Here is a 26,732-nt window from a genome sequence, read left to right as displayed (position 1 = left end):
TAAAATTCTGGCCGTGGATTTTTGATACAATTTAAAATGCTAAAAATCCTGAAAGGAAAGGGAAATGCGTTATTTTAACTATCTGAGGCTTCCAGTTGCATCAACTTCTTATGTTATTGTTTTTATTCTGCTGATTCTTGTTTTTGCTCTGTTTCTCTTCACAGTTGCTGTAGTTAAGAAGTTTTTTGAGAAGAGACGTTATAGGGCTTCTTTTTTTAAAGAGGCTATGGATAAAGGGCTTTCGGAGAAAGAAGCGGAAATTCTCTGGGAATATTCTGTAAAAGAGGGGAGAGATCCCTTTTTAACCCTTGAGTTTAAAGTTGCATTCGAGAAGGTGGTTGATTTTTATCTTCACACTGCACCTGATGCTGATGAAGAGATTGTAAGATCTATGAGAGAAAAGCTTGGGTTTGATGCTGTTCCTTTCTTTGTTCCACTTGTTTCAACGAAAGATATAGAGCTTTTTCAACCGGCGCGTGTGGAACTTGCGGATGGTTATTCTGCGGATGTGGCACTTTTTGATAAAGACGAGAGGTATATGTATTGGGCATTTACAGACCCTTTTCCTATGAATAGGATAAAGACTGGTGATGAAGTAACTTTCGTTTTTATAAGAAAGGCCGATGCTATATATAAGTTTGTTGTTCCCGTGGAAGAAGTTTATAAGGAAGGGGACAGAATTATCATAAAGGTTCCCCATACCTTCTCCCTGCAAAGGTATCAGAGGAGGAACTTTGCGAGAGTTGAGGTTGATATTTTGTGTAAATTTGGCGTATCAACAGACGGTGGTTGGGAATGGTATGAAGGTAGATTAAAAGATATAAGTGGCGGTGGAGCAAGGGTTTGTTTACCCTACGGCAAAAAGAAGCCATCTGTTTCGATTCTCTCTGAGGTTAAGCTTGAATTTTTCCTTGAAGGGAAGCATTTTTCTTTAAAGGGGAGTGTTGTTAATGAGGATTTAAGGGAAAAGGTTTTGTGTCTTGGCGTTCAATTTGTAGATATAAAAGACACAGAACAGCAAGCTATTTTAAGGTTTGTTAAGAAAGAACAGAAAAAATTGGCGGAACTCTTTGTTAGAAAAAGATAATGAAGGCACTTTCTCTATTTATTAAACAGCGTGATTTGGTTATAAAAAAGAAGGAATATAAGCTCAGACAGGTTTTTGACCGTATCGATGCACTTTTAAAAGAAGTTGAATCGTTAAATAGGATTTACGATAGGTTAAAGTTTGACATGCAGAGAGGCAGAACGGTCGCTGAAATTTTTGAAAAGAACATTTATTGCCACTATGTTCTTGAAGAAATAAAGAAAAAAGAGGAAGAGAGGTCTTCTTTACTTAAGGAGGCAGAAAATTTAAAGAGAGAACTTGCTGTTCTGCACGGTGAGAAAAAGGCGGTTGAAAAGTTTATAATGAAACTGGAAAGAGAAAGAAGGAAAGAAGAGCTGATTCAGGAAGGGAGACTTGCCGATGAGATATTTAGCAGGCGTTTTAGTGATTCTTCTTTTAATGATTAATCCTGCCTTTTCTCAGGAGGCGGAAAAGGTTGAACTTCAAAAGGAGATTAAACGTTTAACTGCTCTTAGAGAAGAGGTACAAAAACTTATTCAAAAGAATGAGTCTATATTGAAGAAAATAGAAGAAGAAAGAAAAAAGTTAGCGGAAGAGAAGAAAGCTTTTGAAGAAGAACTTAAGTCCATTCAGAATGAGCGTTACAAAAGGTTAGCAAAGATTTTTTCCAAGATGGATCCAGAACTTGCCGGACAGAAAATTTCTGCCATGGATAATATGACGGAGGCAGCTTATATATTTTTGAACATGAAGGAGAGATACGCAGGTCAGATTTTGAATTATGTTAGACCTGATAAGGTTAACGAGATTGTCAGGATAATGGCAGAGGTGAAGAAGCAAAAAGGTGGTTAATCTTTTTAAATAAACACCTACCGTGTATAATTAAGTCTGTTATTTTTCTCTGGAGAAGATTCATGTTTAAGTTTTCTGTAAAGCATGTTCATTTTATAGGTATAGGCGGGATTGGTATTTCCGGCCTTGCATATCTCTTCAAAAAAGAAGGTTATTATGTAACCGGTTCAGATATAAGAGAGAGTGAAACAACAAAGTTCCTTGAAAGGGAAGGAATAAAGGTTTTCATTGGTCATAAAAAGGAGAACGTTGAAGGGGCGGATGTTGTTATTCATACTTCTGCTGTGAAGCGCTCAAATCCTGAGATAGTAGCAGCTCTTGAGAGAGGAATTCCAGTTATTCCGAGGTGTGACGCCCTTTCGGAACTTATGAGATTCAGAGAGGGAATAGCTGTTGCCGGGACTCACGGGAAAACAACAACAAGCTCTATGATTTCTAAAATTTTCTATGATGCTGGTGTTGAGCCTACGATTTTGGTTGGTGGAAAGCTTGATTTTTTAGGTTTCACCAATGCGTATTATGGGAAAAGCAGGGTGATGATTGCTGAAACAGATGAAAGTGATGGAACTTTTTTAAAAGTACTTCCGTCAGTCAGTGTTGTAACAAACATAGATGCGGATCATCTTGATTTTTATAAGAACATTGAAACCATAAAGCATTCCTTTGCAGAATTTGCAAATAGAGTCTCCTTTTACGGGAAAGTTTTTTTATGTGGTGAGTGTGAAAATGTTAGAGAGATTTTGCCCTTTATCTATAAAAGAAAAATCGTTTACGGTTTTTCTAAAGAATTTGATCTCTGTGCTTGCAACGTGAAACAGGAAGGGCTTTCTGTAGAGTTCGAAGTTCTGTTTAAAGGTAGATTGGAAGGAAAAATTCACCTTCCTATTCCGGGTAAGCACAATGTTCTGAATGCTCTTGCAGCTGTGGGTGTTTCTCTTGAGGCGGGGATTTCTTTTAACGAGATAGCAGAAAGTCTTTCCACCTTTAAGAACGCGAAGAGGAGAGCCGAGATTAAAGGCGAGGAGGCTGGTGTTGTTGTGATTGATGATTATGGTCACCATCCGACAGAGATAGAAAATACGTATAAAGGTATAAAGGATGCCTACCCTGATAGGGATATTCTGGTTCTCTTTCAGCCTCATCGTTACACAAGGACAAAACTTTTGTGGAATGAGTTTGCTGATGTTTTAAGCAGGATAGATAACCTCTTTCTCGTTGATATATATCCTGCCGGTGAAATGCCCATAGAATCAGTTTCGGCGGAAAAGCTTGCACGCTTTTGTGGTGGGACGTATGTAGGAAGTGTGGACGAAGCGGTTTTTCATATCCTTCCACTTTTAAAGTCTAATACGGTTCTATTAACCCTTGGTGCCGGTGATGTCTATCTTGCCGGGGAAAAAATTTTAAAGCACCTCAAGGAGAAGAAGATTTTAGAAGGCTCTTCCCGCTAAACGTTCTTTCGTAAAGTTCAACAAAGGCAACGATGGACAGGGGTACTGTCACAATCAGTCCAATCAAAAAGAACAGGGCACCTATAACATTTAAAAGGATGATAAGGTTGACGAATATAAAATACCGAAACCAGTGCTTGTGGACAGTTTTTCTGCTTGTTTCAAGAGCTTCCCATGGTGAAAGTCGCCTGTCGATGAGAAGGTATTGCGCAAAGATGTAACCTACAGAAAGGTATATTCCGGGTATTATTAAAAGTGTAAAGGCAATCGCTAAGATAATAATTTTAAGGACACTCATTATTACAAAGTTTGCTCCTAAGTTCATATCTTCGAACATAATAAAAAGGTCCATTACTTCGGCGGTTTCTTCTCTTACCAGCTTTATCATTGTATAGATTAAGCCGCCGCTGAGCAAATCGACAAATAGAAATCCTATAACGTCACCTGCAAGATAAAGGTGGAGCTTTGCCAGGATTGCGGTTAGCATCTGGAGTGCAAAGACAATTAAAAAGTAGATACTTAGAATTTTTATTATAATACCAAACTTTTTCTTTGTTACCTGCCATGACATTTTTATTATTTCAATAGCATTAACGTTTTCCATCTTTATTTTCTCCGAGCAGGTTGTTTTTAACAATAATACCAAATTGTTGAAAGCTGTTTAGAGGTATTGAAGGAAAATTACGCGGAAAGTTGGTCGCACTTACAAAATTAGTATTTGCTAATAAAACAATCTTCAGAAAATTTTATGTCGTTTGTTTTGTCTTATTGATTTTAATAATGTTTATTTTCGTCATATTTATTAAAACCGCAAGAACAGTCCTTGAAGAATTTTGCAGTTTAATGAGAAAGATGGGTCATGAAAGACGAAAGAGTGAGCCTCTTAAGGTGTCTGTCAGCAGGATATTAGAGAGATGTGAAAAGAAGAATGTCCGGAAATTTATAGAAATGCATGAAGAAAATTTTTATTAAAACAAGTTTATTTGCTGTATGACGCTGAAAAAGCCAGTAACAACACCCGGAGATTTAAAGGAAAATCATTTACAATAAGAAATTTATTTAATGAAACTTGCATTAATAGATAAGCAATAATAAAATTAAAAAGAGAGGAGGTAGTTATGGAAAATCTTTTAAAAAGTATGGACTTTGATTTCTGGGCTTCGGGAAAACATAAAATTTCTGCAGAAAAATTCTTTGAGTTATGGAAGAAAGACAAAGCAATTCTTCTTGATGTAAGGGATAGAAGGGAGACTGAACTGCTTTCCTTCTCTTTTGGTCTTAATATTCCTGTTCACGAGATCCCCGATAGAGTTAATGAAATTCCAGGAGATAAGATGGTGTGTCTCTTCTGTGCTGGAAAAATAAAAGCTTCCATAGTTTACTTTTATCTTTTAAATAAAGGTTTTGATAATGTGAAAATCCTGGCGGCTACTATAGAGCAGTTCGCCGGCTTTATAAAGCCGGGTTTCATAAAAAAACTGTTTTAAAGGAGAGGAGGAGTGAGAGAGTTTGCTGAAGCCATGAAGATTTTAGGAGAACCGAACAGGCTGCGGATAGTGAAGATGCTACAGGAAAGGTCTGCCTATGTTTGTGAAATAGCCCGGGTCCTGGGTATTTCGATGGCTACTGTTTCGACTCATCTTTCTGTTCTTAAAAGGTTTCATCTTGTTGAAGATAAGAGAGAAGGGGTAAAGATTCTTTACTCTTTATCTTCGCCACCCAATAAAGATGTAGAAAAACTCCTTGAGTTTTTAAAGGATATAGGTGAAGATTGGGAAATAACAAAAAGAGACAGAAAACACCTGAATTCTATACATGATGTTGATGAAATTTGTTCTAAGCAAACGAATACAGGAGTCTAATCTCTTCCGGCCATAGCGCCGGGTCTATCGTTTCAAGTATTAATGGAATATTATTGAACCTATTGTCTCTCATTATAAACCTGAACGGTTCAATTCCTAAGTTTCCTTTTCCAATAGAGTGGTGCCTGTCGACTCTGCTGCCAAACTGTGATTTGGCATCATTCAGGTGCATACCTTTAAGGAAGTGAAATCCAACGATAGAATCGAACTTTTTCATCGTTTCATTAAAGGTATCTTCTGTTCTTAAGTCGTAGCCTGCCGCAAACAGATGGCAGGTATCAAGACAGACGCCGATTCTTGTTTTGTCTTCGACAAGATCAATTATTTCTGCAAGATGTTCAAATCTGTATCCAACATTGCTTCCCTGTCCGGCGGTGTTTTCAAGTACCAGCGTTACGTTCTGTGTTGCTTCAAGTGTCCGGTTTATGGAATTGGCTATTAATCTTATACATTCCGTTTCTGAAATCTGACGGAGATGGCTTCCAGGGTGGAAGTTGAGATACTTTAATCCTAAAATTTCGCATCTTTTGACTTCGTCTATGAATGCATTAATAGATTTTTCCCGTTTTTCTTTTACAGGGTGGCCTAAGTTTATAAGATAACTGTCGTGAGGAAGAACGTGATCTGTTTTTATGCCCGCTTTAGCAAGGTTTTCTCTGAAACGTTCAACCTCTTCTTCAGATATCGGTTTTGCTTTCCACTGCCGCTGATTTTTTGTAAACAGAGCGAACGCCTTTGCTCCTATTTTCATGGCGTTTAATGGTGCGTTTGAAACGCCTCCGGCAGTACTGACGTGGGCACCTACAAACTTCATGCTTACTCCTTTTTAGCCGGACAGATGTGTCTAAAGTCACACCACCTACAGTTTGTTGATGATGGTGATGGTGTCAGATCTGCAAAACTCTTTCCGAAAAACTCTTCCTCAACCATCTCTATGATGGGTACCAATCTAAGCTTAAAATGGAGAATGTCAGTATCTGTAAAAATTACTCTTTTGACAAATCCGTAACGAACGTTGTGAACTTCGAGGGCAAGCTTTTTAAATTCGGGATATTTAGCCTTTGCTAAAAGTGCGTACCAGCGTAGCTGTGTTTTCATTCTTTTTGAGAATTCTCTGCTTCTGTTTGTTTTATGGTCAACAATGTAGAGGGTATCGTCCTGGGCAAATACAAAGTCAAGTTTTCCCCTTATGAAAGCCTCTTGTCCGTTAAAACCGGCCGGTACAAATTCCCTGTTTATGCAAAGTTCTACTTCTGAATGGAAGAAGTGAATTTTCCCCAGCCTCCTTAGTTGTCCGTTCACGTAGTTTAAGATTTTAGGCATGAACGGTTTTACCCTTTCATACTCTATTGAAGGCTCTTTCTGCTTGAACTGTTCGAAGAAGTACTTTAACACGTTGTAGTTGAGAGGTTTTTGCCTTTTGAAAACGGTATTTATGGCATTTTCAAGTATATAGTGAACGCCGCTTCCAAGAATGAAAAAATCTGCCCGTTCTGCCGGTTCCTGTTTTTCCACATAGGTCCAATAGAAATCGTAGGCGCACCTTTTTGCTTTTTGAATTTTTGAGAAAGACCACGGCCGTAGATGTTTTATGTCTATGTATATATTCTCATTAATTTTGGCTTTCATAACGGTTATTCTACCATTTTAATAGATTCAAGTTCTGTTGTAAAACCTGTTTTGAGAAGGGTTATATTTAAATTTAGAGGAAGTGCTTTGGAAAAAACTTCATTTCAGGGGGAATGGGATGGTTCGTTATCCGGCGGTTGCAGGGCAGTTTTATCCGGCGTCACCTGAGGATTTAAAAATGATGCTTGATTCTATGTGTGAACCTGCACCAAAAATTAAGGCAAAAGCAGTAATCGTTCCGCATGCAGGATATATCTATTCTGGTCGGGTTGCCGGTGCAACTTATAGCAGGGTGGAGATTCCCGATTTAAATGTTCTGCTTGGGCCAAATCACACAGGATTTGGCAGGAGGGTGTCTGTTTTCCCGGACGGTATCTGGGTTACGCCGTTTGGTGAGGTTCCCGTAAACAGCGAAGTATCGAAAAAGCTTGTGAAGTATCCACCTTACGAACCTGATGTTAATGCTCACATATACGAACATTCGCTTGAAGTTCAGCTTCCATTTCTCCAGTACTGTTCCGGGTTTAGAGAAACGCTTTCCATTGTACCTATCGTTTTTAGCTTCATAAGCTATGATGTGTGTGAGCAGGCCGGAAAGATTTTGGCTGAGTCTCTTTCCGATAAAGATGGTTTAATAGTTATAAGCTCTGATTTTTCCCACTACGTTACTCAGGAGAAGGCGAAGGAGATGGATAAACTTGCCATAGATGCCATTTTAGACCTCAACCCTTACGAACTCTACACCAGGGTTGTTACTTATGACATATCCATGTGTGGTGTTGTTCCGGCAACAGTAGGTCTTATCGCGGCAAAGCTACTTGGCGCTACGGCGGCAGAACTTGTAATGTACAGAACATCCGGTGATGTTACAGGAAATTACAGAGAGGTTGTCAGCTATGGTGGATTAATCATATATTAATGGTATAATCAATTCTCATAATCCAATTGAGAAGGAGAGAAACATTGGAAACGAAGGTGGACTATCAGGAGATAGCTGAACTTTTAAAAGCACTTTCTCATCCTACGAGGCTTCAGATTGTAGAGTATCTGGCGGGCGGTGAGAAGTGTGTTAAGGAAATATGGGAGGAGCTTGGTATCCCTCAGCCCACGGCTTCTCAGCATATTAATGTTTTAAAAAATGCGGGCGTTATCTGCTACAAAAAAGAGGGTGTTAGAACGTGCTACAGAATTAAAGATGATAGAGTAATACAAATCTTACAAATACTTAAAGAGGAGGAATAGTTAGATGGCAAGAGAAATCCAGACAATTGAAGAGTTTGAAAGGGAAGTTTTGGCTTCCGATGTACCGGTTCTCGTAGATTTTTGGGCACCGTGGTGTGGACCTTGCAGGATGCTCGCACCTACAATAGAGGAGCTTGCAAATCAGTACGAAGGAAAGATTAAAGTTTTCAAGGTTAATACGGATGACCTTCCGATGCTTGCTATGCAGTACGGCATAAGAGGTATTCCTACGGTTATGCTCTTTGTTAATGGTGAGCCCGCCGATGTTAAGGTAGGTCTTCAACCTAAGGCTGTTTTTGAGCAGACGATAGAAAGATTTATCGGGGAAGAGTAATGTTTGATACACTCTGGGATGTTGTGATAGTCGGAGCCGGTCCTGCGGGGCTGGCCTCTGCCATATATACGGGTAGGAGTAACCTTAAGACGCTCGTTCTTGATGCCATGTTTCCCGGCGGGCAGCTTCTTATTACCGAGATGATAGAGAACTACCCCGGTTTTCCTGAGCCAATGGCCGGTTTTGAGCTTTCCGACAGGATGAAAAAGCAGGCTGAAAACTTTGGAGCCGTTATAGAGAGCGGTTATTCCGTCAATAAAGTTGATATTGATGGTGACATTTTTACTTTAAAGCTTGAATCTGGTGGTGAAGTTAAGGCCAGGACTGTTATATGGGCTGCAGGTTCTACACCAAGAAAACTCGGCGTTCCCGGTGAAGCAGAATTTTTGGGAAGGGGTGTTTCATACTGTGCTGTATGTGATGGTGCTCTTTTTAAAGGAAGAGATGTCGCCGTTGTCGGTGGTGGAGATTCTGCACTTGAGGAGGCACTCTTTCTAACGAAATTTGCAAACAAGGTTTACCTCATTCACAGGAGAGATAAGTTCCGTGCTGTTCCGATTGTTCAGGAAAGGGTAAAGGCAAATGAAAAGATAAAGCCCGTTTTAAATAAAGTTGTGGAATCTATTAACGGTGATCAATTTGTTGAATCTCTTACGCTTAAAGATACAGTTACAGGGGAAAAGAGCGAGCAGAAAGTTGATGGTATATTCATTTTTATAGGTAGTGAACCAAATACAGCTCCTATAGCTCATCTTGTTGAGCTTGACGATAGAGGGTACATTCTTACCGATGATGAGATGAAAACGGCAACGCCGGGCCTCTTTGCTGCCGGTGATACACGTAAAAAGCCGCTCAAGCAGGTGATTACTGCCGCAGCCGATGGGGCTGTTGCGGCAATGTCAGCATCAAGATACTTAGAGGAGAAGAAATGAAAAAGAAAATAGCTGCCGGTCTTCTTCTTGCGGCTGCCCTTATCGGCGGTTGTGGTCAGAATAAGACTGTTTCTAAAGAAAATTCTGCTGTTCAGAAAGAGTCGCGAGAGCCTGAGAAACCAAAGTGTGCTGTTGGCTATAACTTTGAGCTTCAAACGGTAAGCGGTAAGAAGATAAGACTTTCGGATTTTAAAGGAAAGGTTGTTGTTCTTCAGTTTTTTGGGACATTTTGTCCAACCTGCAGAAGGGAAATTCCTGTCCTTAACAGACTTTATGAAGAGTATGGCGGAAAGGTTGTTGTAATCGGAATGAACACTGATTACGAGGGAAATCCGCCGCCAGCTCTAAAAGCGTTTGTTAAGGAGGAAGGAATTAAGTATCCCGTGGTTGTTGTTGACCAGAAAACCTGGATGAATTATCCGGGCTACTTTACCGGAAGTGATATAATTCCCCAGACATTTTTCATAGATAAAAACGGGGATGTTTGCTACTATGGTGTTGGTTTTGCCCCCGGTGATGAGGCAAAATACAAAGCTGCCATAGATAAACTACTGCACGGATGATAACGGTAAAGAAAGCACAACTTTACAAAACGGTTTTTAAACCGGAAGACCTGCCAGATACACCCTACAATGAGGTTGCCTTTGTCGGACGTTCCAACGTGGGCAAGTCTTCCCTTCTTAATACGATTGTCAAGAATTACCGCCTTGCAAAGGTGAGTTCTTCCCCCGGTAAGACGCGTTCCGTTAATTTTTACTTTGTTAATGATAGGTTTTTTGTCGTTGACCTTCCCGGTTACGGTTTTGCCAGGCTTTCGAAAGCTGAACAGCGGCGCTGGAAAGAGCTTATAGAATCCTACCTTACAGGAAGGGATAAATTAAAAGGAGTTTTTCTGCTTGTTGATTCAAAGGTTGGTCCTACTGACAAGGATATTATGATGAAGGAGTGGCTTGAGTATTACGGAATTCCTTTCTGTGTTGTTGCAACGAAAGTGGATAGGTTAAAAAAGCAGTCTGAAAGGGCTACACTAAAGAGGAGAATCAGACAGAAGTTGGGGATAGATGACAGCGTCAATGTAATTCCCTTTTCTGCCAGAACCCGGGAAGGAAGGGTTGAGATTTTGAAGCAGATAGAACAATTTCTGGAGCAGTAATGCTTTCGGAACTCTCAATTAGAAATTTTGCGACGATAAAAGAGGCGGAGCTTATCTTTGATAATGGATTGAACGTTATCGTTGGCGAAACGGGGGCTGGAAAATCCCTCCTCCTTGGTGCAGTAGGTTTTCTTAAAGGGGATAGGGTAAAACTTCCCATTTCTAACGGGACGGTTGTCGAGGCGGTGTTTGAGAGAGATGGAGAGGAGATAATTGTCCGTCGTGAAATTGTCAACGGTAGGACCCGGTTTTTCCTTAACGGTAGGCGCGTTCCTCAGCAATTAGTAAAAGAAAACATAGCCCCTCTCATAACCATTCAATCTCAGCATGAGTCTATAACCCTCTTGAAACCTTCACGTCAACTAAAGATTGTGGATCAGTTTGCAGGTAACAGTGATTTGCTTGAAGAGTACAGGGCAGCTTATACCCTTTTTTTAAAGGCTAAAGAGAGGTTAGAAACTCTTAAAGAGAGTATGGCAGAGAAGAAGAGAAAGATTGATGTTCTTAAATTTCAGATAAATGAGCTTGAGAGTGTTGAGTGGGGAGAGGAGATAGAAAACGAGCTTTCAAGGCTTGTGGATATCCTTTCAAAGGCAGAAAAAATAAAAGAGGTAATGGCCCTCTCCCGTGCTGAACTGTATGAAGGAGAAGATTCTGCCCACAGTAAAATAGGGAGGGTTTTGAGGGAGATAGAAGAGCTTGATGTGGAAGACTTAATTGAGGAGCTTTCGGATATCCATTATAGAATAGAGGGTTTTGTCTTTGAGCTTGAGAAGAGGCTTTCTATTCCGGAGACGGAAAGCTCCCTTGAGGAAATAGAAGATAGACTTTACGAGATGAGAAAACTTAAAGAAAAGTACGGTCCTTCGTGGGGTGATGTTAGAGTATTTTATGAGAGAGCGAAGGCGGAGCTTGAGGAGCTTGAGAACATTGATTTTAAGATAGAATCTGCAGAAAAATCTTATCTTGAAGCTAAGGAGAAGGTTGAAAGACTTGCAGAAGAGCTGTCAAAATCACGAAGGAAGGCGGCAGGACGCCTTGAGAGACGGATAAAAGAACACCTGAAAGAGCTTGAGCTTAAGAATGCGAGGTTCAAAATAGAATTTGAAACTGTTCCCCTTTCATCTACCGGGAAAGATAGAGTTTCATTCCTATTTACAGGTAATCCAGCTATGCCGCTTCAACCTGTTGATGTTTCGATTTCCGGCGGCGAACTTTCAAGGTTACTCCTATCTATCCTTGCTGAAGGTGGAAAGGCTTCCGATGTTCTTGTTTTTGATGAGATAGATGCCGGTATGTCGGGGAAGGTTCTTTCTCGCGTAGCGGAAAAACTGCTTAAAATTTCAAGGAATGTTCAGATTATAGCTGTATCTCATTCGCCTGCAGTTGTTGCTATGGCCGATACTGTTTTCAAAGTGGAGAAGTCTCCAAAGGGTGAGATAGCAGTGTTTCCTCTTGAGAAAGGAGATGTGGAAAGGGAAATAGCCAGGATGATAGCAGGAGAAATGACGGAAGGTTCGCTTCAGGCTGCCCGGGAGCTTATGGATAGGAAAGGTGAACTTGGATAGGAAAGTAAAAAGTATCTTTATTTTTTCTCTTATCTCTATTTACATTTTTTCCGTCATTCCTGTTCAGGCACTTCCACCTACAAACGATAAGCTTAATCACATTGCTGCTTTTCTCTATCTTGCTCTTTTAGGCAGTTTTTGGATTGATAGAGCCAGGCTTTTTTTATTACTTTTTTCTTATGGTGTTTTTATAGAGCTTACGCAGCTTTTTGTCCCGGGTAGGTGCTGTGACTGGAAGGACGTTGTTGCTGATACAATCGGTATAGCTGCTGGATTTCTGTTGTTTTCGGCTGCATCATCTCTTCTTTGTCTGGTAGGTAAGGACAAGAAACGCTAAAAAGATAAATCCGTTAACACCTGCCATAATTATAGCCGTTTTCATGTAGGGAAGTCCGTAAGTGATGCGCTTCGTGATTAACTGATAAGCTGTATAAGTGTAAATGCCTATTCCAACAAGGAGCGCTGTTTGTAAAATCTTTCTTGCAGTTGCGCTTTTTGAAAACCATAGAAAAAAGAGGGCAAGATAGCCGGCGGAAAGCAGTGGATTTCCGGCTCTTAGAAAGTGAGCGCTTATGAGCAGGAGGCTAAACAGGGTTAATGTGCCTTCAACGGCCTTTCTCATTGTTTACCTTAAAACCTCTAAAGGATTGAGAGGATATGCTTTTCCGTTATGAATTCTGCTTATTTCAAAGTATAGACCGCTTCTTCCCCAGTCGCCGGATATTCCAGAAGTCCCTATAACCTCTCCTCTGTGAACCAGCTGTCCGGGTTTTACATCTATTCTGCCCAGAGATGCATAAATGGTCGTATATCCTTGAGGATGCTCAAGAATGATGACGTTTCCATACTTTTTCAGGAACTTGTCATCCTTCCCCGCAAACTTAACTATACCAACCTCTGCTGCTTTAACAGGTTCTCCCGGTGGGGCTATTATGAATATTCCCTTGTATCCTTTTGCTCTTATGGTGGTGTCTATCTGCCCGTCAAGTGGCATTTTGAATTCAATTGGTCTGTTTAGGGCAAGGCGGTCTTTGTAGCCAACAAGAATTTTTAACCTCTGTCCCGGTCTTATGAGGTAAGGTTTTCTAATGTGGTTTACTCTTATTATGCTTCTAACGGAGACGCCAAATTTTTTTGCAATTTTTCCTATCGAGTCCCCGCGCCTTACCCGGTAGTATTTGTATATTGGAACTTTCCTCAACATTGAATATTTTGGGGTTTCTACCGTTTCTGCCTTTGTATTGCTACTTTTGTAATTTCTTTTTACAGGAATTTTTAATATCTGTCCCCTGTATATTCGGTAAGGTCTTTTTAGGTGGTTGATTTCAATGATATTTCTTACGGTTGTCCCAAATTTTTTGGCAATCTTTCCGAGATAGTCTCCTCTCCTTACCCTGTATCTGATAATTTTTGTTTTGGAAGTTTCCCTTTTAGTTTGCTGCCGGAGAGAAACTTTTCCTGCCGGGATTTTTAGCCTTTGTCCGGGATATATTTTATATGGTTTTCGAAGATGGTTTTCTTTGATAAGGGCTTTCAGGGAAACGCCGAACTTTCTGGCTATTCTGTTTAGAGAATCACCTTTCCTCACTCTGTAGATTTTGTACCGTTCCGGTATAACAAGACGTTGTCCTGGATATATTACGTAAGGTGGTTTTAGTTTATTTGAGAGAATAATTTCTGTAGTTGTTGTACCAAATTTTTCGGCTATCTTATTGAGGGAATCCCCCTTTTTTACGATGTACGTTGAAGCAGTTGCTGTAACGGAGATTGTGAGAACTATAATAAAAACTTTAATAAGTGATTTCAAAATCTTCATACACGCCTCTGTAGTTGGAGTAGCTGTATTTTACATCTTTAACATCTGCAAAGAAAGGCCCTTCTCTAAGGTAGCCAAGGAGTCTTTCGAGTTTTTCCTCATCGCCTTCAGCAACGACCTCAACTCTTCCGTCCGGAAGATTCCTCACGAAACCTTTTAATCCCAGGGATTTTGCCTTTGAACGTGTGAATGCTCTGTATCCTACGCCCTGAACCCTTCCTGATACGAAGGCGTGGAGTGTCTTCAGAGCCATTTTTTAATCTCCTCTGCCGTTTTTAAACCATTTTCATATCCGGTTTTAAAAAATTTTTCAATGTTTTTGAAGTCAAACGGCGAACCGGGCAGGTAGTGGTTGACAACAATGTCGCAGAAGGGCTCTCTGTACTGCTGGTTTTCAAGAACCTGTGCCATAGCACTTCTCATAGCAACATCTGTGAGAGATTCGGGATTGTATTCAGGATTTACGAAGTGAACGCTTGAACCTATGACGATGTCGCATCCAGAAACCCTTGGAAATTCAGCAGGCATGGCGTTTCTTATTCCGCCGTCTATGTAGTAATTTCCGTCTATTTTCCAGGGAGCAAATAGGGGCGGTATTGAACAGGAAGCGACTATCCAATCGGAAGCTTTTCCCTCTGTAACGAATCTGACTTTAAGTGTTTTAAGATCAACGACGGTGAGGGCAAATGGAATTTTGAGCTCTTTTATGTCTACGTCGCCAATGAATTCTTCCAGTTTCTTTTTCAACTTTGTCAGTTTGAAAAGACCACCTTTGAAGGACGGAGTTGCTAACTGCTTCCAGTTTAGAGACAGTGCAACTTCAACAATTTTATCAGGATTGTATCCGTAAGCGTAAAGAGCACCTATTATCGAACCGGCACTTGCACCGGAAATGGCAGCAGGACAGATACCCTTTTGTTCCAGACCTTTTAAAAATCCGGCATGAGCAACTCCCCTGAGGAAGCCGCCGGAAAGGGCAATTCCTATCTTTTTCATTTAGAATTCGTACTCCTGACCCGGTTTTACTATTTCAACCCTGATACCTCTTTCTTCAGCCAGCTTTTTGAAATCTTCCGGGTCTTTATCTATAACCGGCCAGGTTTTGTAGTGCATCGGTATGGCAACTTTCGGTTTTATCATTTCAGCTGCTATGGCGGCGTCTCCTGGGTCCATGGTAAAGTTTCCACCGATTGGCAGGAGTGCTACATCTATATTTTCATATTTTCCTAAAAGTTCCATGTCGGCAATAAGTCCTGTATCGCCGGCGTGATAAAGGTTTTTGCCCTCAACTTCTATTATTATTCCACACGGATTTCCACCGTAGATGACTTTATCGCCTTCGACGATTGCACTTCCGTGGGCTGCCGGTGTTAGTTTTACCCTTCCAAACGGGAACTGGTATGTTCCACCTATGTGCATTGCGTGAATGTTTGCTCCCTTTGATCCGCAGTAGGATGCAGTTTCAAAGATTGAGACTATAGTTGCGCCGGTTCTCTTTGCTATTTCAATGGCGTCACCTAAGTGGTCGCCGTGGCCGTGGGTAACGAAGATGTAGTTTATATCTGTAAACTCTTCAGGTTGGGCTATGTTCCATGGGTTCTGTGATAGAAATGGGTCAATAAGAGCTTTTAGCCCGTTTCCCTCCACGTAGAAAGCTGCATGGCCTAAATACCTTAGTTTTGCCATCTCCACCTCCCTCAAAGGGTTTCTCTGAGTGTTACAAGATTTTTCTTGACGATGAATCTCACTTTTCCGTAGAGAGGCGTCTTTTCAAGAGCGGCAACTAAGTAGGTTTCATATGCAAGTTTGTAGAGAATAACAATTGTGTGGCTCAAGAACACTACCATTTCTTCCAATTTTTCTTCCTTATCTACATCTGTAAAAGCTTCTGAGAGGCGTAGTGCCGGAGTAATTATGAGGCTTGCCATCTCTTCAATATCAAAGTTCAGGTTTGGCTTTGAGTATTCAGCGATTATAAGTCCTTCTTCATCAACGATAGCAAGTGCCTTTATATCTTTGCTCTCTTCAGCCAATTTTTTCAGAGTTTCTTTCATCCTTCTATCCTAAATAAGGTTTTCCTCTATTAAAACTTCCGCTATTTGAACGGCGTTTAACGCTGCTCCTTTTCTGAGATTATCACCAACTATCCACAAGTTTAAACCATTTTCTATTGTATCATCTTTTCTAATTCTTCCTACAAGAACGTTATCTTTCCCTGCTACATCTATGGGGGTTGGATATACGCCGTTTTTAAAGTCGTCAACGACGGTAACGCCCGGGGCATTTTTTAGAGCATTTATCGCATCTTCAACGGATACAGGTTTTTCAAATTCCAGGTTTACGCTCTCAGAGTGTCCTATGAAGACAGGAACTCTTACACAGGTTGCGGAAACTTTTATTTCCGGGTCGTGCATGATTTTTTTCGTTTCGTTTACCATTTTGTGTTCTTCTTTTGTGTAGCCGTCGTCAAAAAAGACATCTATTTGTGGAACGCAGTTAAAGGCAATTTGTTTTGGTATTTTTTTGGCTGGAGGGACTTTTGTTCCCTTTAAAACGGCTTCTGATTGGGCCTTAAGTTCTTCTATAGCGGCAGCGCCTGCCCCTGAAACGGCCTGATAGGTTGAAACGACGATTCTTTTTATTCTTGATAGGTCGTAGAGCGGTTTAAGAGCAACTACCATTTGAATAGTAGAGCAGTTTGGATTCGCGATGATTCCTTTGTGCCACTTTACGTCCTCTGGATTCACTTCCGGAACAACTAAAGGTACCTCTTTGTCCATGCGGAATGCGGAGCTGTTGTCTATTACTACGGCTCCCCTTTTAACGGCTTCCGGAGCAAACTGCTTGCTCCTGTCTCCACCGGCAGAAAATAAAGCTATTTCAACGCCTTCAAATGATTCTGGTGTAAGTTTTTCTACGGTTATTTCTTCTCCTTTAAACTTTAGTTTTTTTCCGGCAGAACGTTCAGATGCTAACAGTTTTATCTTATCAACGGGAAAGTTGCGCTGTTCTAATACCTTTATCATTTCTTTTCCAACGGCACCTGTTGCACCGACCACGGCTACGCTGTATCCCATTCTTTCTCTCCTTAAACCTTATTTAAATAGGGATTTAATTATACTACACCGATACTTTAAGTTCTTCACACAGGGTTTTAATGGCTTTGCCTCTAAGTTGACTTTTAACTTTCTCAGTAAGTGCTTTTTTAATTGCTTCTCTTTTTTCTGATACGTCTATTAGAGCTTTTTTGATTTCTGCAGGTGTCGCTTTGTCCTGGATAAGCTCGGGGATCACCTCTTCCCCGGCTATTATGTTAGGGAGAGATATATACTTCGTCCTTACGAGTCGCTTTGCAATTGCGAATGTTAATGGATGAAGTTTGTAGATGACAACATGAGGAAGAAGGGCTATTGCAGCTTCAAGGCTTGCGGTTCCGGAAGCTATAATTCCTGCCTTTGAATAAAACATTGCGTTGTATGCTTCTTTTCCTTTTACAATTTTTACGAAGGGGGCTTCTCTTTTTATCGTTTCCGAAACAGCTTTAAAATCGAGGCTTTCGGCAATAGGGAGAATAAATTCTTCTGCAGGGTCTGTTTCTTTTATTTTTTTGGCGGCTTTTAACATGAGTTGAAGGAGATATTTTATTTCGGATTCGCGGCTGCCCGGCATGAGGAGGATGGGAGGTTTTTTTAAGTTGTATTCTTTAAAGAATGCTTCTCTACTTTTGTCTGGTTTTACCATGTCCATTAGCGGATTGCCCACGTAGGTTACTTCAAAGTTAAATTCTTTATAGAGTTCCACTTCAAAGGGGAATATTACAAACATTCTATCGACTAACTTTGCAATCTTTTTTCCCCTTTTGTAGTTCCACGCCCAGAATTTTGGAGATATGAAGTAGAAGACTTTTATTCCCTCCTCTTTTGCTGCTTCTGCCACTTTCATGTTAAATCCGGGAAAGTCTATCAGAAGTACTGCATCAGGCTTTTCCTTCTTTAAAAAGTTTCTGATTGTATTTAGTCCCTTTCTTATTTCTAAAAGTTTTGTAACTGCTTCAAACAGCCCAAATGCCGTTAGTTTTTTTGCATCGTAGATGTTTTTAACGCCTTCTATCTCTTCAAGCAAAACGCCGTAAAGTTCTAAATCGTTTTTAAGTTCATCTGCGATTTCCCTTGCATAGTTGAATGCGGAAAGTTCACCTGTTACTATGAGAAGCTTTTTCATCGTTCACCTGTAATTTTTCTGGCTATCATTAAAAATTCACCCTCTTTTACAAGGTAGCTCTTTTTGCATCCCGCCCTTTTTCCGGCTTCAATATCGATTATCTTATCTCCTATCATGAAGCTCTCTCTTAAATTTATGTTCCACTTTTTTGCTGCTTTAAAGAAAAGTTCGGTTTCCGGTTTTCTGCAACTGCATCCTTCGTCAGGTTTGTGAGGGCAGAAAAAGAAATCGTCAATTTGAACGCTGTAAGGTTCTAAAAGTTGATTCAGCCTTTTGTTTACTGCATGGAAATCTTCCTCTTTAAAATAGCCTCTTCCTATGCCGGATTGATTGGAGATTACGATTAGGAGAAATCCTGCGTCTTTTAGTATTTTAAGTCCTTCGGCAACGCCCGGGAGTAGTTTTACCTTTTCTGGCTCGTGTATGTATCCTTCGTCTTCAATGAGCGTATTGTCTCTATCAAGGAATACTGCCCTTTGCATTCTATGTCCCTGCCTTTTCGGTGTGGTTGATTATACTTAATTCTGCTTGAATGGTATTGCTAAAACTTTCAAAAGTGTGAAAATTTATCTTGCTACTTTTAATCTGAAGGATAGATTTAGGTTTTGCTAACTCATGGTGGAGGGTGAAAGATGGAATTTGTAGGAAGACACATAATGATGGATGCGGTTGTAACTGATATTACAAGAATTAACACGATTCAGCCCATCTACGACTACATGGAAGAGATGGCGAGGCAACTTGACATGACACTTGTATATCCACCTATCGTTGCCCGTTTTCCGTTTGCACAGTCAGAACTTGAGCAGTTTGTTAAAAAACTTTCTGAAGAGAACGTTAAGAGTGTAACCCTCGATTTTATGGAGGAGACTCTTAAAAGGAGAGCCACTGAAGATAGCGGAGTTTCAGGTGTTTCTATCTGGCTGGAGAGCCACTGTACTATTCACACATGGCCTGAAGAGAAGTTTTTCAGTCTTGACGCTTACAGCTGTAAAGATTTTGATCCAATGGTTGCCCTTGAGCTTACTATAAAGTGGTTTAAGGTTGAGTATGCATCTTTTGTTGATGTTGAAAGATATATCGGTGCTCCATGTAAGATAAAAGCTTATGAGTATAAAAACGGAGAACTTGTTCCCTGTCAACCTTCCATTAAGTGAAAGCAGGCGGTTAGCCTGCTTTCACTCTGAAAATATCTTCAGTGCTTTCTTGTAAATCTCGTTTTTCTTTAAGCCTGTAATCTGGCATGTCTTTTTAACTGCTTCTTTGAGAGTTTTTCCCTCTTTTTTGAATTTCTCAAGGAGTTTTGCAGGGTCTATCTCTTCAGCTGTTGCTTTTTGAGGATAAAAGAGAAGCACCATTTCGCCTTTTGGTGTCAGGTTTTTTAAAATCTCTTCAGCTGTTCCCTCTGTAAATTCTTCGTGAAGTTTCGTTATTTCCCGGTAGAGAGCGATTTTCCTGTCGGGTGATAACTTTGAAATCGTTTTTAATGTTTCTTCTATACGGTGGGGAGATTCGTATGCTACCACTGTCCATGGCATTTGTAAAATTTCCACGAGCGCCTCTTCCCTTTTCTTTCTCTTTTTAGGCAGGAAACCGTAGAAGAGAAATTTATCCGTTGGAAATCCAGAAGCAGATAGTGCTGCGATTACCGCTGATGCACCGGGTACGGGAATGACATTTATTTTCTCTTCCCGGGCCCTTTTTACGACTCGGAATCCCGGATCGCTTATGGCTGGCGTTCCGGCATCTGAGACTAAACAGACGTTGTTCCCTTCCTCTAACAGATTTATGATTTTTTCGGTGGCTTCTTTTTCGTTGTGTTCGTGGTAAGCGAGGAGTTTCTTTCCTGAAATGTTAAACGCTGAAAGTAGCTCTTTTGTTCTCCTTGTGTCTTCTGCAGCTATTACGTCAGCATTTTTCAATGTTTTAAGTGCTCGTAGAGTGATATCTTCCAAATTGCCAATAGGTGTTGCCACAACAAAAAGGGTGCCTTTCATTTTAAACCTTTGCAATACACTCTATTTCTATCTCTGCATTGAGTGGAAGGTTTGAAACTTCGACTGTTGACCTTGCGGGGAATACCGGGCAATTCTTGAAGAAATTTCCATAGATTTCGTTTACTTTTGCGAAGTTTTTGATGTCTTTTATAAAGATAGTAGTTTTAACTATTCTTTCTTTAGAACTTCCTGCCGCTTTTAGAACAGCTTCTATGTTTTTTAAAATCTGCTCTGTTTGGTTTTCAATTCCTTCTACAAGTTTTCCCGTTTCCGGATCTATGCCTATCTGTCCGGACAGGAATAAGAATCCGCTGACGATTATTCCCTGAGAGTAGGGCCCCACCGGTTCCGGTGCTTCTTTCGTTTTTACACTTTCCACCGCTTGCTCCTTTTTGGTTTCTATTTCTACAGAAATTTTATCAAAATGTAAAGTTGAAAAGACGGCAGAAGTTGATGTAGAATAAACAAAATGAGAAGCTACATAAGAAATTATATTGGTGAGGGGATTCTTATATGAAAGAAAAAGAACTACTGATAAAGCAAATTGAAAAGGCAAGGGAAGAAGGGGATAAGATGGTTTCCGAGATTCTCTCGGGCGTAAAGAGAATCCTCGAGCTTCTTCCGGAGATTTCCAGCGGGAACGATGAAAAATGCGAGAGGGTACGAAACCTTCTTCAAGAAATGACGACAGTTACCGGCTATCAGGATATCATTTCTCAGAGACTTGAAAAGGTTAAAAAAGTTCTTGCCGGTGACGAAAATGTAACTGTTGAGGATCTTGATTGGAATTTAGAAGAGAGTAAAAGGGTTGCTCAGGACGACATTGATAAGTTTTTTTAATTAATGGAGCGGGGTTGGGTACATGAAGATTGATATTCCTCAGGACATGCAGGAAATTTTTGAAGAATTTTTGGTTGAAGCCGGTGAGATAATAGACAGTCTTGATCAGGATCTTATAAATCTTGAAAATTCTCCCGATGATGAAGAGCTGATTAACCGTATTTTCAGGGGAATGCATACCCTTAAAGGTGGTGCTGGATTTCTAAATCTTACTACTATCGTTGAGCTCGCCCACCGTATGGAAGACATTTTTAACAAGGTAAGAAGTGGTGAGTTGAAGATAGATTCTGAAAAATTGGACATTCTTTTTGAGGGCCTTGATAAGTTAAAAGAGGCTCTTGATATGGTGAGGGACAGTGGCGAAATTCCTGATCCAGAAGATATAGACGATATATTGAAAAAACTGGACTCCATACTTAAAGGCGATAGCGGCAGTCCGCAGGAAGAGAGTGGTTCAGAAAGCTCAGAAAGTTCTTCAACAGAAGGTGGTGAAAACGGTGTTAAGGGATTAAAGTTTAAGGAGGATGTTCCGGAAGCTCTTAAAAAGTTGATAGAGAGGTATCCGGATAAGGATTTAGCCGGACTTTTGGAAGAGATAATTTTGATGCCACCGGAAGAGCGGCCTATGGAGATAATTCCGGTTATTGAAAAGTTGATTGATGAAGGAAAGGAGATAAAAGACCTTTTGAAGGAAGAGAAACAGGAAGAAAAGAAAGAGCCTCCTCCACCTCCTTTGCAGAAAAAAGAACCTGAGAAAAGGCCAGAACCTGTAAAGCCTCCCGTGCCTGCCAAGCCTCCTAAGGAAAAGAAGAAAACAAGTGATGTTATCAGAATAGATGTTGAGAGAATAGAAAATCTTATGAATCTCGTTGGAGAGATAGTCCTTGATAGAAACAGAATAATGAGGCTTATTTCTCAGCTTGAGAGAGAGCTTAGAAGTGAGACGATAGAAGCTCTCAACGAAACCGTTATAAGTATGGACAGGACGGTTAGTGACCTTCAGGCTGCGGTTATGAAACTGAGAATGCAGCCCATAAAGAAGATATTTTCCAAGTTTCCCCGCATAGTAAGAGACCTTTCTAAAAAGCTCGGCAAAAAGGTTAATCTAATAATAGAAGGTGAGGATACAGAGCTTGATAAATCCATAATAGATAAGCTGGAAGATCCACTTATCCATCTTGTTAGAAACTCTCTTGATCACGGTATAGAGATGCCCGAAGAAAGAGTAATGATGGGCAAGCCGGAAACGGGGACGATAAAGCTTTTTGCCTATCACGAGGGTGATCACATCATTATTGGCATTTCTGATGACGGTCGCGGTATAGATGTTGAAAAGGTGAAGGAAAAAGCGATAGAAAAGGGGTTGATAACGCCGGATCAGGCAAAACAGATGACGGAGAAAGATGCCTACAGCATTATCTTAATGCCAGGGTTCTCAACCAATGACCAGGTCACGGAACTTTCGGGTCGTGGTGTTGGCATGGATGTTGTTGCCTCTGTCATTTATTCCCTTAGAGGAACTATAGAGATAGAGAGTGAAGAGGGGAAAGGGACTACAATTCTTCTCAAACTACCGCTGACTGTTGCCATTATAAGAACCCTTATCATAGGCGTTAATAATCAAATATTCTCTATCCCACTCCATGCCATAATAGAGATTGTGAAGTACGATAAAGAAAAAGTTAAAAATGTTGGAAGGTTTAAGAGTCTTGTATTAAGAGATGAAGTTTTACCTTTGTTTAGCTTGAATGAACTTTTAGGCATTGAGGAATCAGGAGATAAAAATTTCATCGTTGTTGTTAAAGTTGGTGAAAAGTATATTGCCGTTTCTGTTGATAAACTTTACGGAGAAGAAGAGATAGTTATTAAATCAATGGGGGCTCTTCTTGAAGATATTCCCGGAATTGCCGGTGCAACAATTGCCGGCGATGGAAGAGTAATTCTGATTTTAGACATTAATTCCCTTTTGAACGACATTAAAAAAGACCTGATAGGGGTAATCTAATGCAGGTAGAAGATGGTAGGAAGAAAGAGCTGGAGATAGAAGAGATAGTTGGTGCGACGGTTTCAAGAGAGATACAGGTAATAGGTTTTAAGTTGAACGATGAACTTGTCGGTATTCCTATAGAAGAGATTGTTGAAATAACGACCGATAAAGATATAACGCCTGTTCCAAAGTCGCCCGAGTTTGTTTTGGGAGTAATGAACCTGAGAGGAAAGATTGTTCCCGTAGCTACTGTAAAAAAGAAGTTGGGGATAAGGGAAGAAATTACACCGGAGCTGTTTGAAAAGAATAACATCATTATCCTTGATACCGACTACGGAGAGGTTGGAATTACGGTAGATGAAATAGTCGGTTCTCTGAGGTTTACTGAGGATGATATCCTGCCGGAGCCGACGGGAACAATAGGGATTGAGATTAAACACATAAAAGGTGTGGTTCAGTTAGACAGTCAGCTTTTGATAATCCTTGATACGAAAACCATTTTTTCAAAGGAGGAAAAATAGATGTTTGGCAACAGAGGGAACGGGGAATCCACAGTTTTTCTCAAAAAAACGATAGCCAATCTTGAGAAAGAGATAGAAAAACTTGAAGAGCAGCTGAAGGCTTGTGAAAAGGAGAAGAAGAACCTTTTTGAAACAGTAGAACAGGTAAAAAGGACTGCGGAAGAAGAGAAGAGGGCATTACAGGAAGAGCTTGAAAAGGTTAAGGAAGAAAAAGAGAAGATAGATAACGATCTCTACATGTATAAACAGATAGTTGACTCTTTCATGGAAGAAGCATTTTTCCTTGCCAGTCCGGACTTTAAGCCAGGTCGGGCGGGTAACGAAATTGTGCTGGCAAACAGGAGAGCTCTCGAGATAGCCTCAAAGTGGAAAGACGTTTTCCTTAAAGAGTTTGGCGTTAATCCCGATAATTTAATAGGGACGTCTATTCACGTGATGCATAAAGATCCGGAAAGGATAAAGACTCTTCTTAAAGCGACAAGACCCGGTGAACACATTAAAAACGCCGACATCCCTGTAGGCCCTTACGTTATGGCATCATACAGGCATGTTATTCTCAATAAAGACGGAAGCGTCAGGGGTTATCTTGCAACCTGGAAGGATGCAACTGCAGAAAGAGAGATAGTTGAAAACCTGAAAACAACGCAACAGATGATAGTTTCAAACCTTAAAGCAGCGAAAGAGAGTCTCTTCCAGGCTATTGACACGGCCGTTTCCGTTTCTGTTGTTCTCAACAGCATTCAAAAGGTTATAGAGACATCAAAAGAAGAGTCTGAAGCGGCAAGAAAGATAAAGGAACAGATAAATGACCTTGTGAAGGTTTCTGAGCAGCTTAAAGTAAACTACAACAAAATACTTGAATATCTTAACGAAGCGGAGAAGAAAACCACCTCTTCTATTGAGCAGATGAAGTACATTCACTCAATAACCAGCAACCTTGAAGAGGTTGTTCAGGACTTAAGGCATCAGACAGAGCAGATTGACCAGGTTGTGGAAGTGATAACTTCCATAACTGAGCAGACTAACCTGCTTGCTCTCAATGCTGCCATTGAAGCCGCAAGGGCAGGAGAAGCAGGTAGAGGCTTTGCCGTAGTTGCTGATGAGGTAAGAAAGCTGGCAGAAAGAACGAATAAGTCTGCCGTTGAGATTAAAGAGGTTGTTAAGAACATGCGTGAGAAGATGGCAAAAACAACTAAGATTACGGAAGAAGCAACGAAAGCTGTCAACGACGGGATGGATATATTCAGTCAGAACAAGGAGGTTTACAACAATATTAAGGATTCAGCGGAAGACACACTTGCAGTTATCAACAGGCTGTTTACTGCCGTTGAAGAGGAAGAGAAACACATCGAGACAATTGTTGAGAAGATTCAGGATTCTTCAGAGATTATCAGTAACCTTTCCACGATTACAGATAATGTTATTAAGAATTCTGACAGAACGAAAGCCGAGATTAAAAAAGTTCTTGCTACATTTGGTATGGTTGATCTTGGAGATGCAAAAGACCTCATCAAGATTGTTACCGATGTTCTTGATATTATTGAAAGCATTGAGGAGAACATCAGGAAAGTTTACGTTCTCAATATTCAGCCCGATACAACATTTATCGCTTCCGTTAATTCACTGATGAATACGATAACCTCTTCAACCCACGTCTTTAGAACGGTTGTTTCAAAACATCCAGAGCTTGCTTCTTTAATTTCTGAGATAGAAGAACTTATAGAGGATCTTCTTGTAGAGGCTAAAGAGATAGCCGTAGCTCTTCAGAATAGGGACTTTGGAGAAACACTTGAAAAGATGGAAGAGCTTATCAAGGTGAGCAACGAGATTACATCAAAGGTAGTTGTTTGTATAAAAACCTATCTGAACATAAAAGATGGAGGCCGTTGATAAATGCCTAAGAAACAGGAGCTGCTTCCGAAAATACTTGAAACCGGAGCCAATGAGCTTGAGATAGTTGACTTTAGAATGTATGAGGAGCTTGAGGACGGTTCCATATATGAGTGGGCTTTAGGCGTTAATGTTGCCAAGGTAAAAGAAGTTATCTTTACCCCTGAGAATGTGGCGAAGACGCCGAAGTCACCTCCTGAAGTTGTGGGAATAGCCAGAATAAGGGATAAGAATGTCCCTCTCCTTTCTCTTGCAAGATGGATGAAGATTAAACCGGCAATGGATGAGAAATACACTATTGTAATGGAATTTTTGAGAGAGATTGTCGGTATAACAATTCACGAGGCAAAGAGAATCCGCCGTTTAAAGTGGAACGAGATTAAAAAACCGCCTGAGAGTATGAACAACAAGCTCGGCGGCAAGATTGTTGGAGTTATAGAGATAGAGAACGGTCAGCTTCTTCTACTGCTTGACTTTGAAGGTATTCTTGATGAGCTTGGTATGATAAGGGTTATGAGCGTCAGCAGTATTAATAAGAAAAAACTCGGAATTAAGGAAGATGAACACTTTAAGATTCTCATTGTTGATGATAGTTCCGTTGCTCGCAGAATAATGAGAAAAATTCTGACCGAAGATGGTCACACCGTATATGAGGCGACAAACGGTATAGAAGCTCTTGAGTTACTTCACGACTGGCTTAAAAATGCCAAAGAAGAGGGGAAAGACCTTTCCGATTTTGTTCAGCTTATAATTTCTGACATAGAGATGCCCGGAATGGATGGTTTAACTTTCACCAAGAAAGTTAAAGGCAATCCTGAGCTTGCAAAGATACCTGTTATAATAAATACATCGCTCAGTGACCAGGCTAACGTTAGCAAGAGTAAGTTTGTTGGAGCAGATGCGCACCTTGTAAAGTTTGATGCACCTGACCTGATAAAGCTTGTCCATAAATACGCTTTAAGGAGGAATGATGCCTCTTCCTGATCCGAATATAAAGATTCTGGTAGTTGACGATATGGCTACAATGAGGAGGATAGAAAAATCCCTTCTGATGCAGCTTGGTTTTAAAAACATAGACGAAGCTGAAGACGGAAAGGTTGCCCTTCAAAAATTAAGGCAGGGGGATTACGATTTTGTTCTTACAGACTGGAACATGCCCAACATGACCGGACTTGAGCTTGTTCAGGAGATAAGAAAGGACCCAAAGTTAAAACATCTGCCCGTTTTGATGGTAACTGCTGAAGCGAAAAAAGAAAACGTTCTTGCAGCCATAAAAGCCGGTGTTAATAACTATGTTGTTAAGCCATTTACCGCAGAAACGCTGAAAGAAAAGATAGAAAAGATATTTTCTGCCTATAAAAAGTGAGG

General features: G+C 40.5%; 35 protein-coding genes. 21 read left to right on the top strand and 14 right to left on the bottom strand.

Annotated elements, in window-relative coordinates; translation table 11 throughout:
- The first annotated feature begins 64 nt into the window (after positions 1-64).
- From H153_RS0108770 to murC, 4 genes are all read left to right on the top strand, one after another.
- Positions 65-1,087, top strand: coding sequence for a PilZ domain-containing protein (locus H153_RS0108770; RefSeq protein ID WP_022847752.1), 1,023 nt, complete (start codon positions 65-67; stop codon positions 1,085-1,087).
- A gap of 35 nt (positions 1,088-1,122) precedes the next feature.
- The gene (locus H153_RS0108765; RefSeq protein WP_196799806.1) at positions 1,123-1,515 is read left to right on the top strand and encodes a flagellar FliJ family protein; all 393 of its coding nucleotides are present in this window, start codon (positions 1,123-1,125) and stop codon (positions 1,513-1,515) included.
- Complete coding sequence (locus H153_RS0108760) at positions 1,469-1,921, top strand: hypothetical protein (protein WP_027720131.1); 453 nt, start codon at positions 1,469-1,471, stop codon at positions 1,919-1,921. The genes H153_RS0108765 and H153_RS0108760 overlap by 47 nt, the downstream gene beginning before the upstream one ends.
- A 62-nt stretch (positions 1,922-1,983) precedes the next feature.
- Positions 1,984-3,372 carry a UDP-N-acetylmuramate--L-alanine ligase gene (gene murC / locus H153_RS0108755; RefSeq protein ID WP_022847749.1) on the top strand — a complete coding sequence of 463 codons (1,389 nt, stop codon included), beginning with the start codon at positions 1,984-1,986 and terminating at the stop codon, positions 3,370-3,372.
- Here murC and H153_RS10025 read toward each other — a convergent pair.
- Entirely contained in the window at positions 3,335-3,976 is a 642-nt protein-coding gene (locus H153_RS10025; protein WP_022847748.1) for a hypothetical protein, read from the bottom strand. The two genes, murC and H153_RS10025, sit on opposite strands and share 38 nt — an antisense overlap.
- 514 nt (positions 3,977-4,490) lie before the next feature.
- On the opposite strand from H153_RS10025, the gene H153_RS0108740 reads away from it, so the two are divergent.
- Entirely contained in the window at positions 4,491-4,859 is a 369-nt protein-coding gene (locus H153_RS0108740) for a sulfurtransferase (protein WP_022847746.1), read from the top strand.
- Between the two features lie 12 nt (positions 4,860-4,871).
- The gene (locus tag H153_RS10020; RefSeq protein WP_022847745.1) at positions 4,872-5,234 is read left to right on the top strand and encodes a metalloregulator ArsR/SmtB family transcription factor; all 363 of its coding nucleotides are present in this window, start codon (positions 4,872-4,874) and stop codon (positions 5,232-5,234) included.
- Here the strand turns inward: H153_RS10020 and nfo are convergent.
- A complete protein-coding gene (nfo, locus tag H153_RS0108730) occupies positions 5,209-6,048 on the bottom strand; it encodes a deoxyribonuclease IV (protein WP_022847744.1) in 840 nt (279 codons plus the stop codon). The two genes, H153_RS10020 and nfo, sit on opposite strands and share 26 nt — an antisense overlap.
- A 2-nt stretch (positions 6,049-6,050) precedes the next feature.
- Positions 6,051-6,863, bottom strand: coding sequence for a PD-(D/E)XK nuclease family protein (locus H153_RS0108725; protein ID WP_022847743.1), 813 nt, complete (start codon positions 6,861-6,863; stop codon positions 6,051-6,053).
- 118 nt (positions 6,864-6,981) lie between these two features.
- Between H153_RS0108725 and amrB the strand changes: the two genes are divergently transcribed.
- Genes amrB through H153_RS09745 form a run of 8 tightly spaced genes read left to right on the top strand, consistent with a single transcriptional unit; the run spans position 6,982 to position 12,429 of the window.
- On the top strand, positions 6,982-7,782 hold the full coding sequence (amrB, locus tag H153_RS0108720; protein ID WP_022847742.1) for an AmmeMemoRadiSam system protein B: 801 nt from the start codon (positions 6,982-6,984) through the stop codon (positions 7,780-7,782).
- 44 nt (positions 7,783-7,826) lie between these two features.
- Positions 7,827-8,105, top strand: a complete 279-nt coding sequence (locus H153_RS0108715; protein ID WP_022847741.1) for a metalloregulator ArsR/SmtB family transcription factor — start codon at positions 7,827-7,829, stop codon at positions 8,103-8,105.
- 4 nt (positions 8,106-8,109) lie between these two features.
- Positions 8,110-8,439 carry a thioredoxin gene (trxA, locus tag H153_RS0108710; RefSeq protein WP_022847740.1) on the top strand — a complete coding sequence of 110 codons (330 nt, stop codon included), beginning with the start codon at positions 8,110-8,112 and terminating at the stop codon, positions 8,437-8,439.
- Positions 8,439-9,371, top strand: a complete 933-nt coding sequence (gene trxB, locus H153_RS0108705) for a thioredoxin-disulfide reductase (protein WP_022847739.1) — start codon at positions 8,439-8,441, stop codon at positions 9,369-9,371. Before trxA ends, trxB begins: the two co-directional genes overlap by 1 nt.
- Positions 9,368-9,934 (top strand): TlpA disulfide reductase family protein, encoded by a 567-nt coding sequence (locus H153_RS0108700; protein ID WP_022847738.1) that lies wholly within the window; start codon positions 9,368-9,370, stop codon positions 9,932-9,934. The genes trxB and H153_RS0108700 overlap by 4 nt, the downstream gene beginning before the upstream one ends.
- Complete coding sequence (yihA, locus tag H153_RS0108695) at positions 9,931-10,524, top strand: ribosome biogenesis GTP-binding protein YihA/YsxC (protein ID WP_022847737.1); 594 nt, start codon at positions 9,931-9,933, stop codon at positions 10,522-10,524. Before H153_RS0108700 ends, yihA begins: the two co-directional genes overlap by 4 nt.
- On the top strand, positions 10,524-12,092 hold the full coding sequence (locus tag H153_RS0108690; protein WP_022847736.1) for a DNA repair protein RecN: 1,569 nt from the start codon (positions 10,524-10,526) through the stop codon (positions 12,090-12,092). Before yihA ends, H153_RS0108690 begins: the two co-directional genes overlap by 1 nt.
- Positions 12,079-12,429 (top strand): VanZ family protein, encoded by a 351-nt coding sequence (locus H153_RS09745; protein WP_196799805.1) that lies wholly within the window; start codon positions 12,079-12,081, stop codon positions 12,427-12,429. The genes H153_RS0108690 and H153_RS09745 overlap by 14 nt, the downstream gene beginning before the upstream one ends.
- On the opposite strand, the gene H153_RS0108680 is transcribed toward H153_RS09745, so the two are convergent.
- From H153_RS0108680 to H153_RS09735, 9 genes are read right to left on the bottom strand one after another with little or no spacing between them, the layout of a single operon-like run.
- Positions 12,388-12,714, bottom strand: a complete 327-nt coding sequence (locus tag H153_RS0108680) for a hypothetical protein (protein WP_022847734.1) — start codon at positions 12,712-12,714, stop codon at positions 12,388-12,390. The genes H153_RS09745 and H153_RS0108680 overlap by 42 nt on opposite strands.
- A gap of 3 nt (positions 12,715-12,717) precedes the next feature.
- The gene (locus tag H153_RS09740; protein WP_022847733.1) at positions 12,718-13,908 is read right to left on the bottom strand and encodes a LysM peptidoglycan-binding domain-containing protein; all 1,191 of its coding nucleotides are present in this window, start codon (positions 13,906-13,908) and stop codon (positions 12,718-12,720) included.
- Positions 13,883-14,161 carry an acylphosphatase gene (locus tag H153_RS0108670; protein ID WP_022847732.1) on the bottom strand — a complete coding sequence of 93 codons (279 nt, stop codon included), beginning with the start codon at positions 14,159-14,161 and terminating at the stop codon, positions 13,883-13,885. The genes H153_RS09740 and H153_RS0108670 overlap by 26 nt, the downstream gene beginning before the upstream one ends.
- A complete protein-coding gene (locus tag H153_RS0108665) occupies positions 14,152-14,904 on the bottom strand; it encodes a patatin-like phospholipase family protein (protein WP_022847731.1) in 753 nt (250 codons plus the stop codon). The genes H153_RS0108670 and H153_RS0108665 overlap by 10 nt, the downstream gene beginning before the upstream one ends.
- On the bottom strand, positions 14,905-15,594 hold the full coding sequence (locus tag H153_RS0108660) for a metal-dependent hydrolase (RefSeq protein ID WP_022847730.1): 690 nt from the start codon (positions 15,592-15,594) through the stop codon (positions 14,905-14,907).
- 11 nt (positions 15,595-15,605) lie between these two features.
- Positions 15,606-15,962 carry a hypothetical protein gene (locus H153_RS0108655; protein ID WP_022847729.1) on the bottom strand — a complete coding sequence of 119 codons (357 nt, stop codon included), beginning with the start codon at positions 15,960-15,962 and terminating at the stop codon, positions 15,606-15,608.
- A 9-nt stretch (positions 15,963-15,971) separates the two neighbouring features.
- Positions 15,972-16,985 carry an aspartate-semialdehyde dehydrogenase gene (locus tag H153_RS0108650; RefSeq protein ID WP_022847728.1) on the bottom strand — a complete coding sequence of 338 codons (1,014 nt, stop codon included), beginning with the start codon at positions 16,983-16,985 and terminating at the stop codon, positions 15,972-15,974.
- 43 nt (positions 16,986-17,028) lie between these two features.
- Entirely contained in the window at positions 17,029-18,129 is a 1,101-nt protein-coding gene (gene lpxB, locus H153_RS0108645) for a lipid-A-disaccharide synthase (RefSeq protein WP_022847727.1), read from the bottom strand.
- A complete protein-coding gene (locus H153_RS09735) occupies positions 18,126-18,611 on the bottom strand; it encodes an HAD family hydrolase (RefSeq protein ID WP_022847726.1) in 486 nt (161 codons plus the stop codon). Before H153_RS09735 ends, lpxB begins: the two co-directional genes overlap by 4 nt.
- 150 nt (positions 18,612-18,761) lie before the next feature.
- Between H153_RS09735 and H153_RS0108635 the strand changes: the two genes are divergently transcribed.
- Positions 18,762-19,286: an S-adenosylmethionine decarboxylase gene (locus H153_RS0108635; RefSeq protein ID WP_022847725.1), complete on the top strand. Its 525-nt coding sequence runs from the start codon at positions 18,762-18,764 to the stop codon at positions 19,284-19,286.
- Between the two features lie 21 nt (positions 19,287-19,307).
- Here H153_RS0108635 and rsmI read toward each other — a convergent pair whose 3' ends face one another.
- Positions 19,308-20,126 carry a 16S rRNA (cytidine(1402)-2'-O)-methyltransferase gene (rsmI, locus tag H153_RS0108630; protein ID WP_022847724.1) on the bottom strand — a complete coding sequence of 273 codons (819 nt, stop codon included), beginning with the start codon at positions 20,124-20,126 and terminating at the stop codon, positions 19,308-19,310.
- Position 20,127: 1 nt separating this feature from the next.
- Entirely contained in the window at positions 20,128-20,505 is a 378-nt protein-coding gene (locus tag H153_RS0108625; protein ID WP_022847723.1) for a RidA family protein, read from the bottom strand.
- Between the two features lie 134 nt (positions 20,506-20,639).
- On the opposite strand from H153_RS0108625, the gene H153_RS0108620 reads away from it, so the two are divergent.
- The 6 genes from H153_RS0108620 to H153_RS0108595 are packed head-to-tail and all read left to right on the top strand — an operon-like array spanning position 20,640 to position 26,730.
- On the top strand, positions 20,640-20,966 hold the full coding sequence (locus H153_RS0108620; protein WP_022847722.1) for a hypothetical protein: 327 nt from the start codon (positions 20,640-20,642) through the stop codon (positions 20,964-20,966).
- Positions 20,967-20,988: 22 nt separating this feature from the next.
- On the top strand, positions 20,989-22,971 hold the full coding sequence (locus H153_RS0108615) for a chemotaxis protein CheA (protein ID WP_022847721.1): 1,983 nt from the start codon (positions 20,989-20,991) through the stop codon (positions 22,969-22,971).
- Positions 22,971-23,474, top strand: a complete 504-nt coding sequence (locus H153_RS0108610) for a chemotaxis protein CheW (protein ID WP_022847720.1) — start codon at positions 22,971-22,973, stop codon at positions 23,472-23,474. The genes H153_RS0108615 and H153_RS0108610 overlap by 1 nt, the downstream gene beginning before the upstream one ends.
- Complete coding sequence (locus H153_RS09730; protein WP_022847719.1) at positions 23,475-25,364, top strand: methyl-accepting chemotaxis protein; 1,890 nt, start codon at positions 23,475-23,477, stop codon at positions 25,362-25,364.
- Positions 25,365-25,367: 3 nt separating this feature from the next.
- Complete coding sequence (locus tag H153_RS0108600) at positions 25,368-26,348, top strand: chemotaxis protein (RefSeq protein ID WP_022847718.1); 981 nt, start codon at positions 25,368-25,370, stop codon at positions 26,346-26,348.
- Positions 26,335-26,730 carry a chemotaxis response regulator CheY gene (locus H153_RS0108595; protein WP_022847717.1) on the top strand — a complete coding sequence of 132 codons (396 nt, stop codon included), beginning with the start codon at positions 26,335-26,337 and terminating at the stop codon, positions 26,728-26,730. The genes H153_RS0108600 and H153_RS0108595 overlap by 14 nt, the downstream gene beginning before the upstream one ends.
- The last annotated feature ends 2 nt before the right edge of the window (positions 26,731-26,732 follow it).

This window comes from Desulfurobacterium sp. TC5-1 (assembly GCF_000421485.1).
Taxonomy (GTDB): domain Bacteria; phylum Aquificota; class Aquificia; order Desulfurobacteriales; family Desulfurobacteriaceae; genus Desulfurobacterium_A.
The sequence above is the reverse complement of the archived record's forward strand: the minus strand, read 5'-3'. Positions and strand labels throughout refer to the sequence as shown.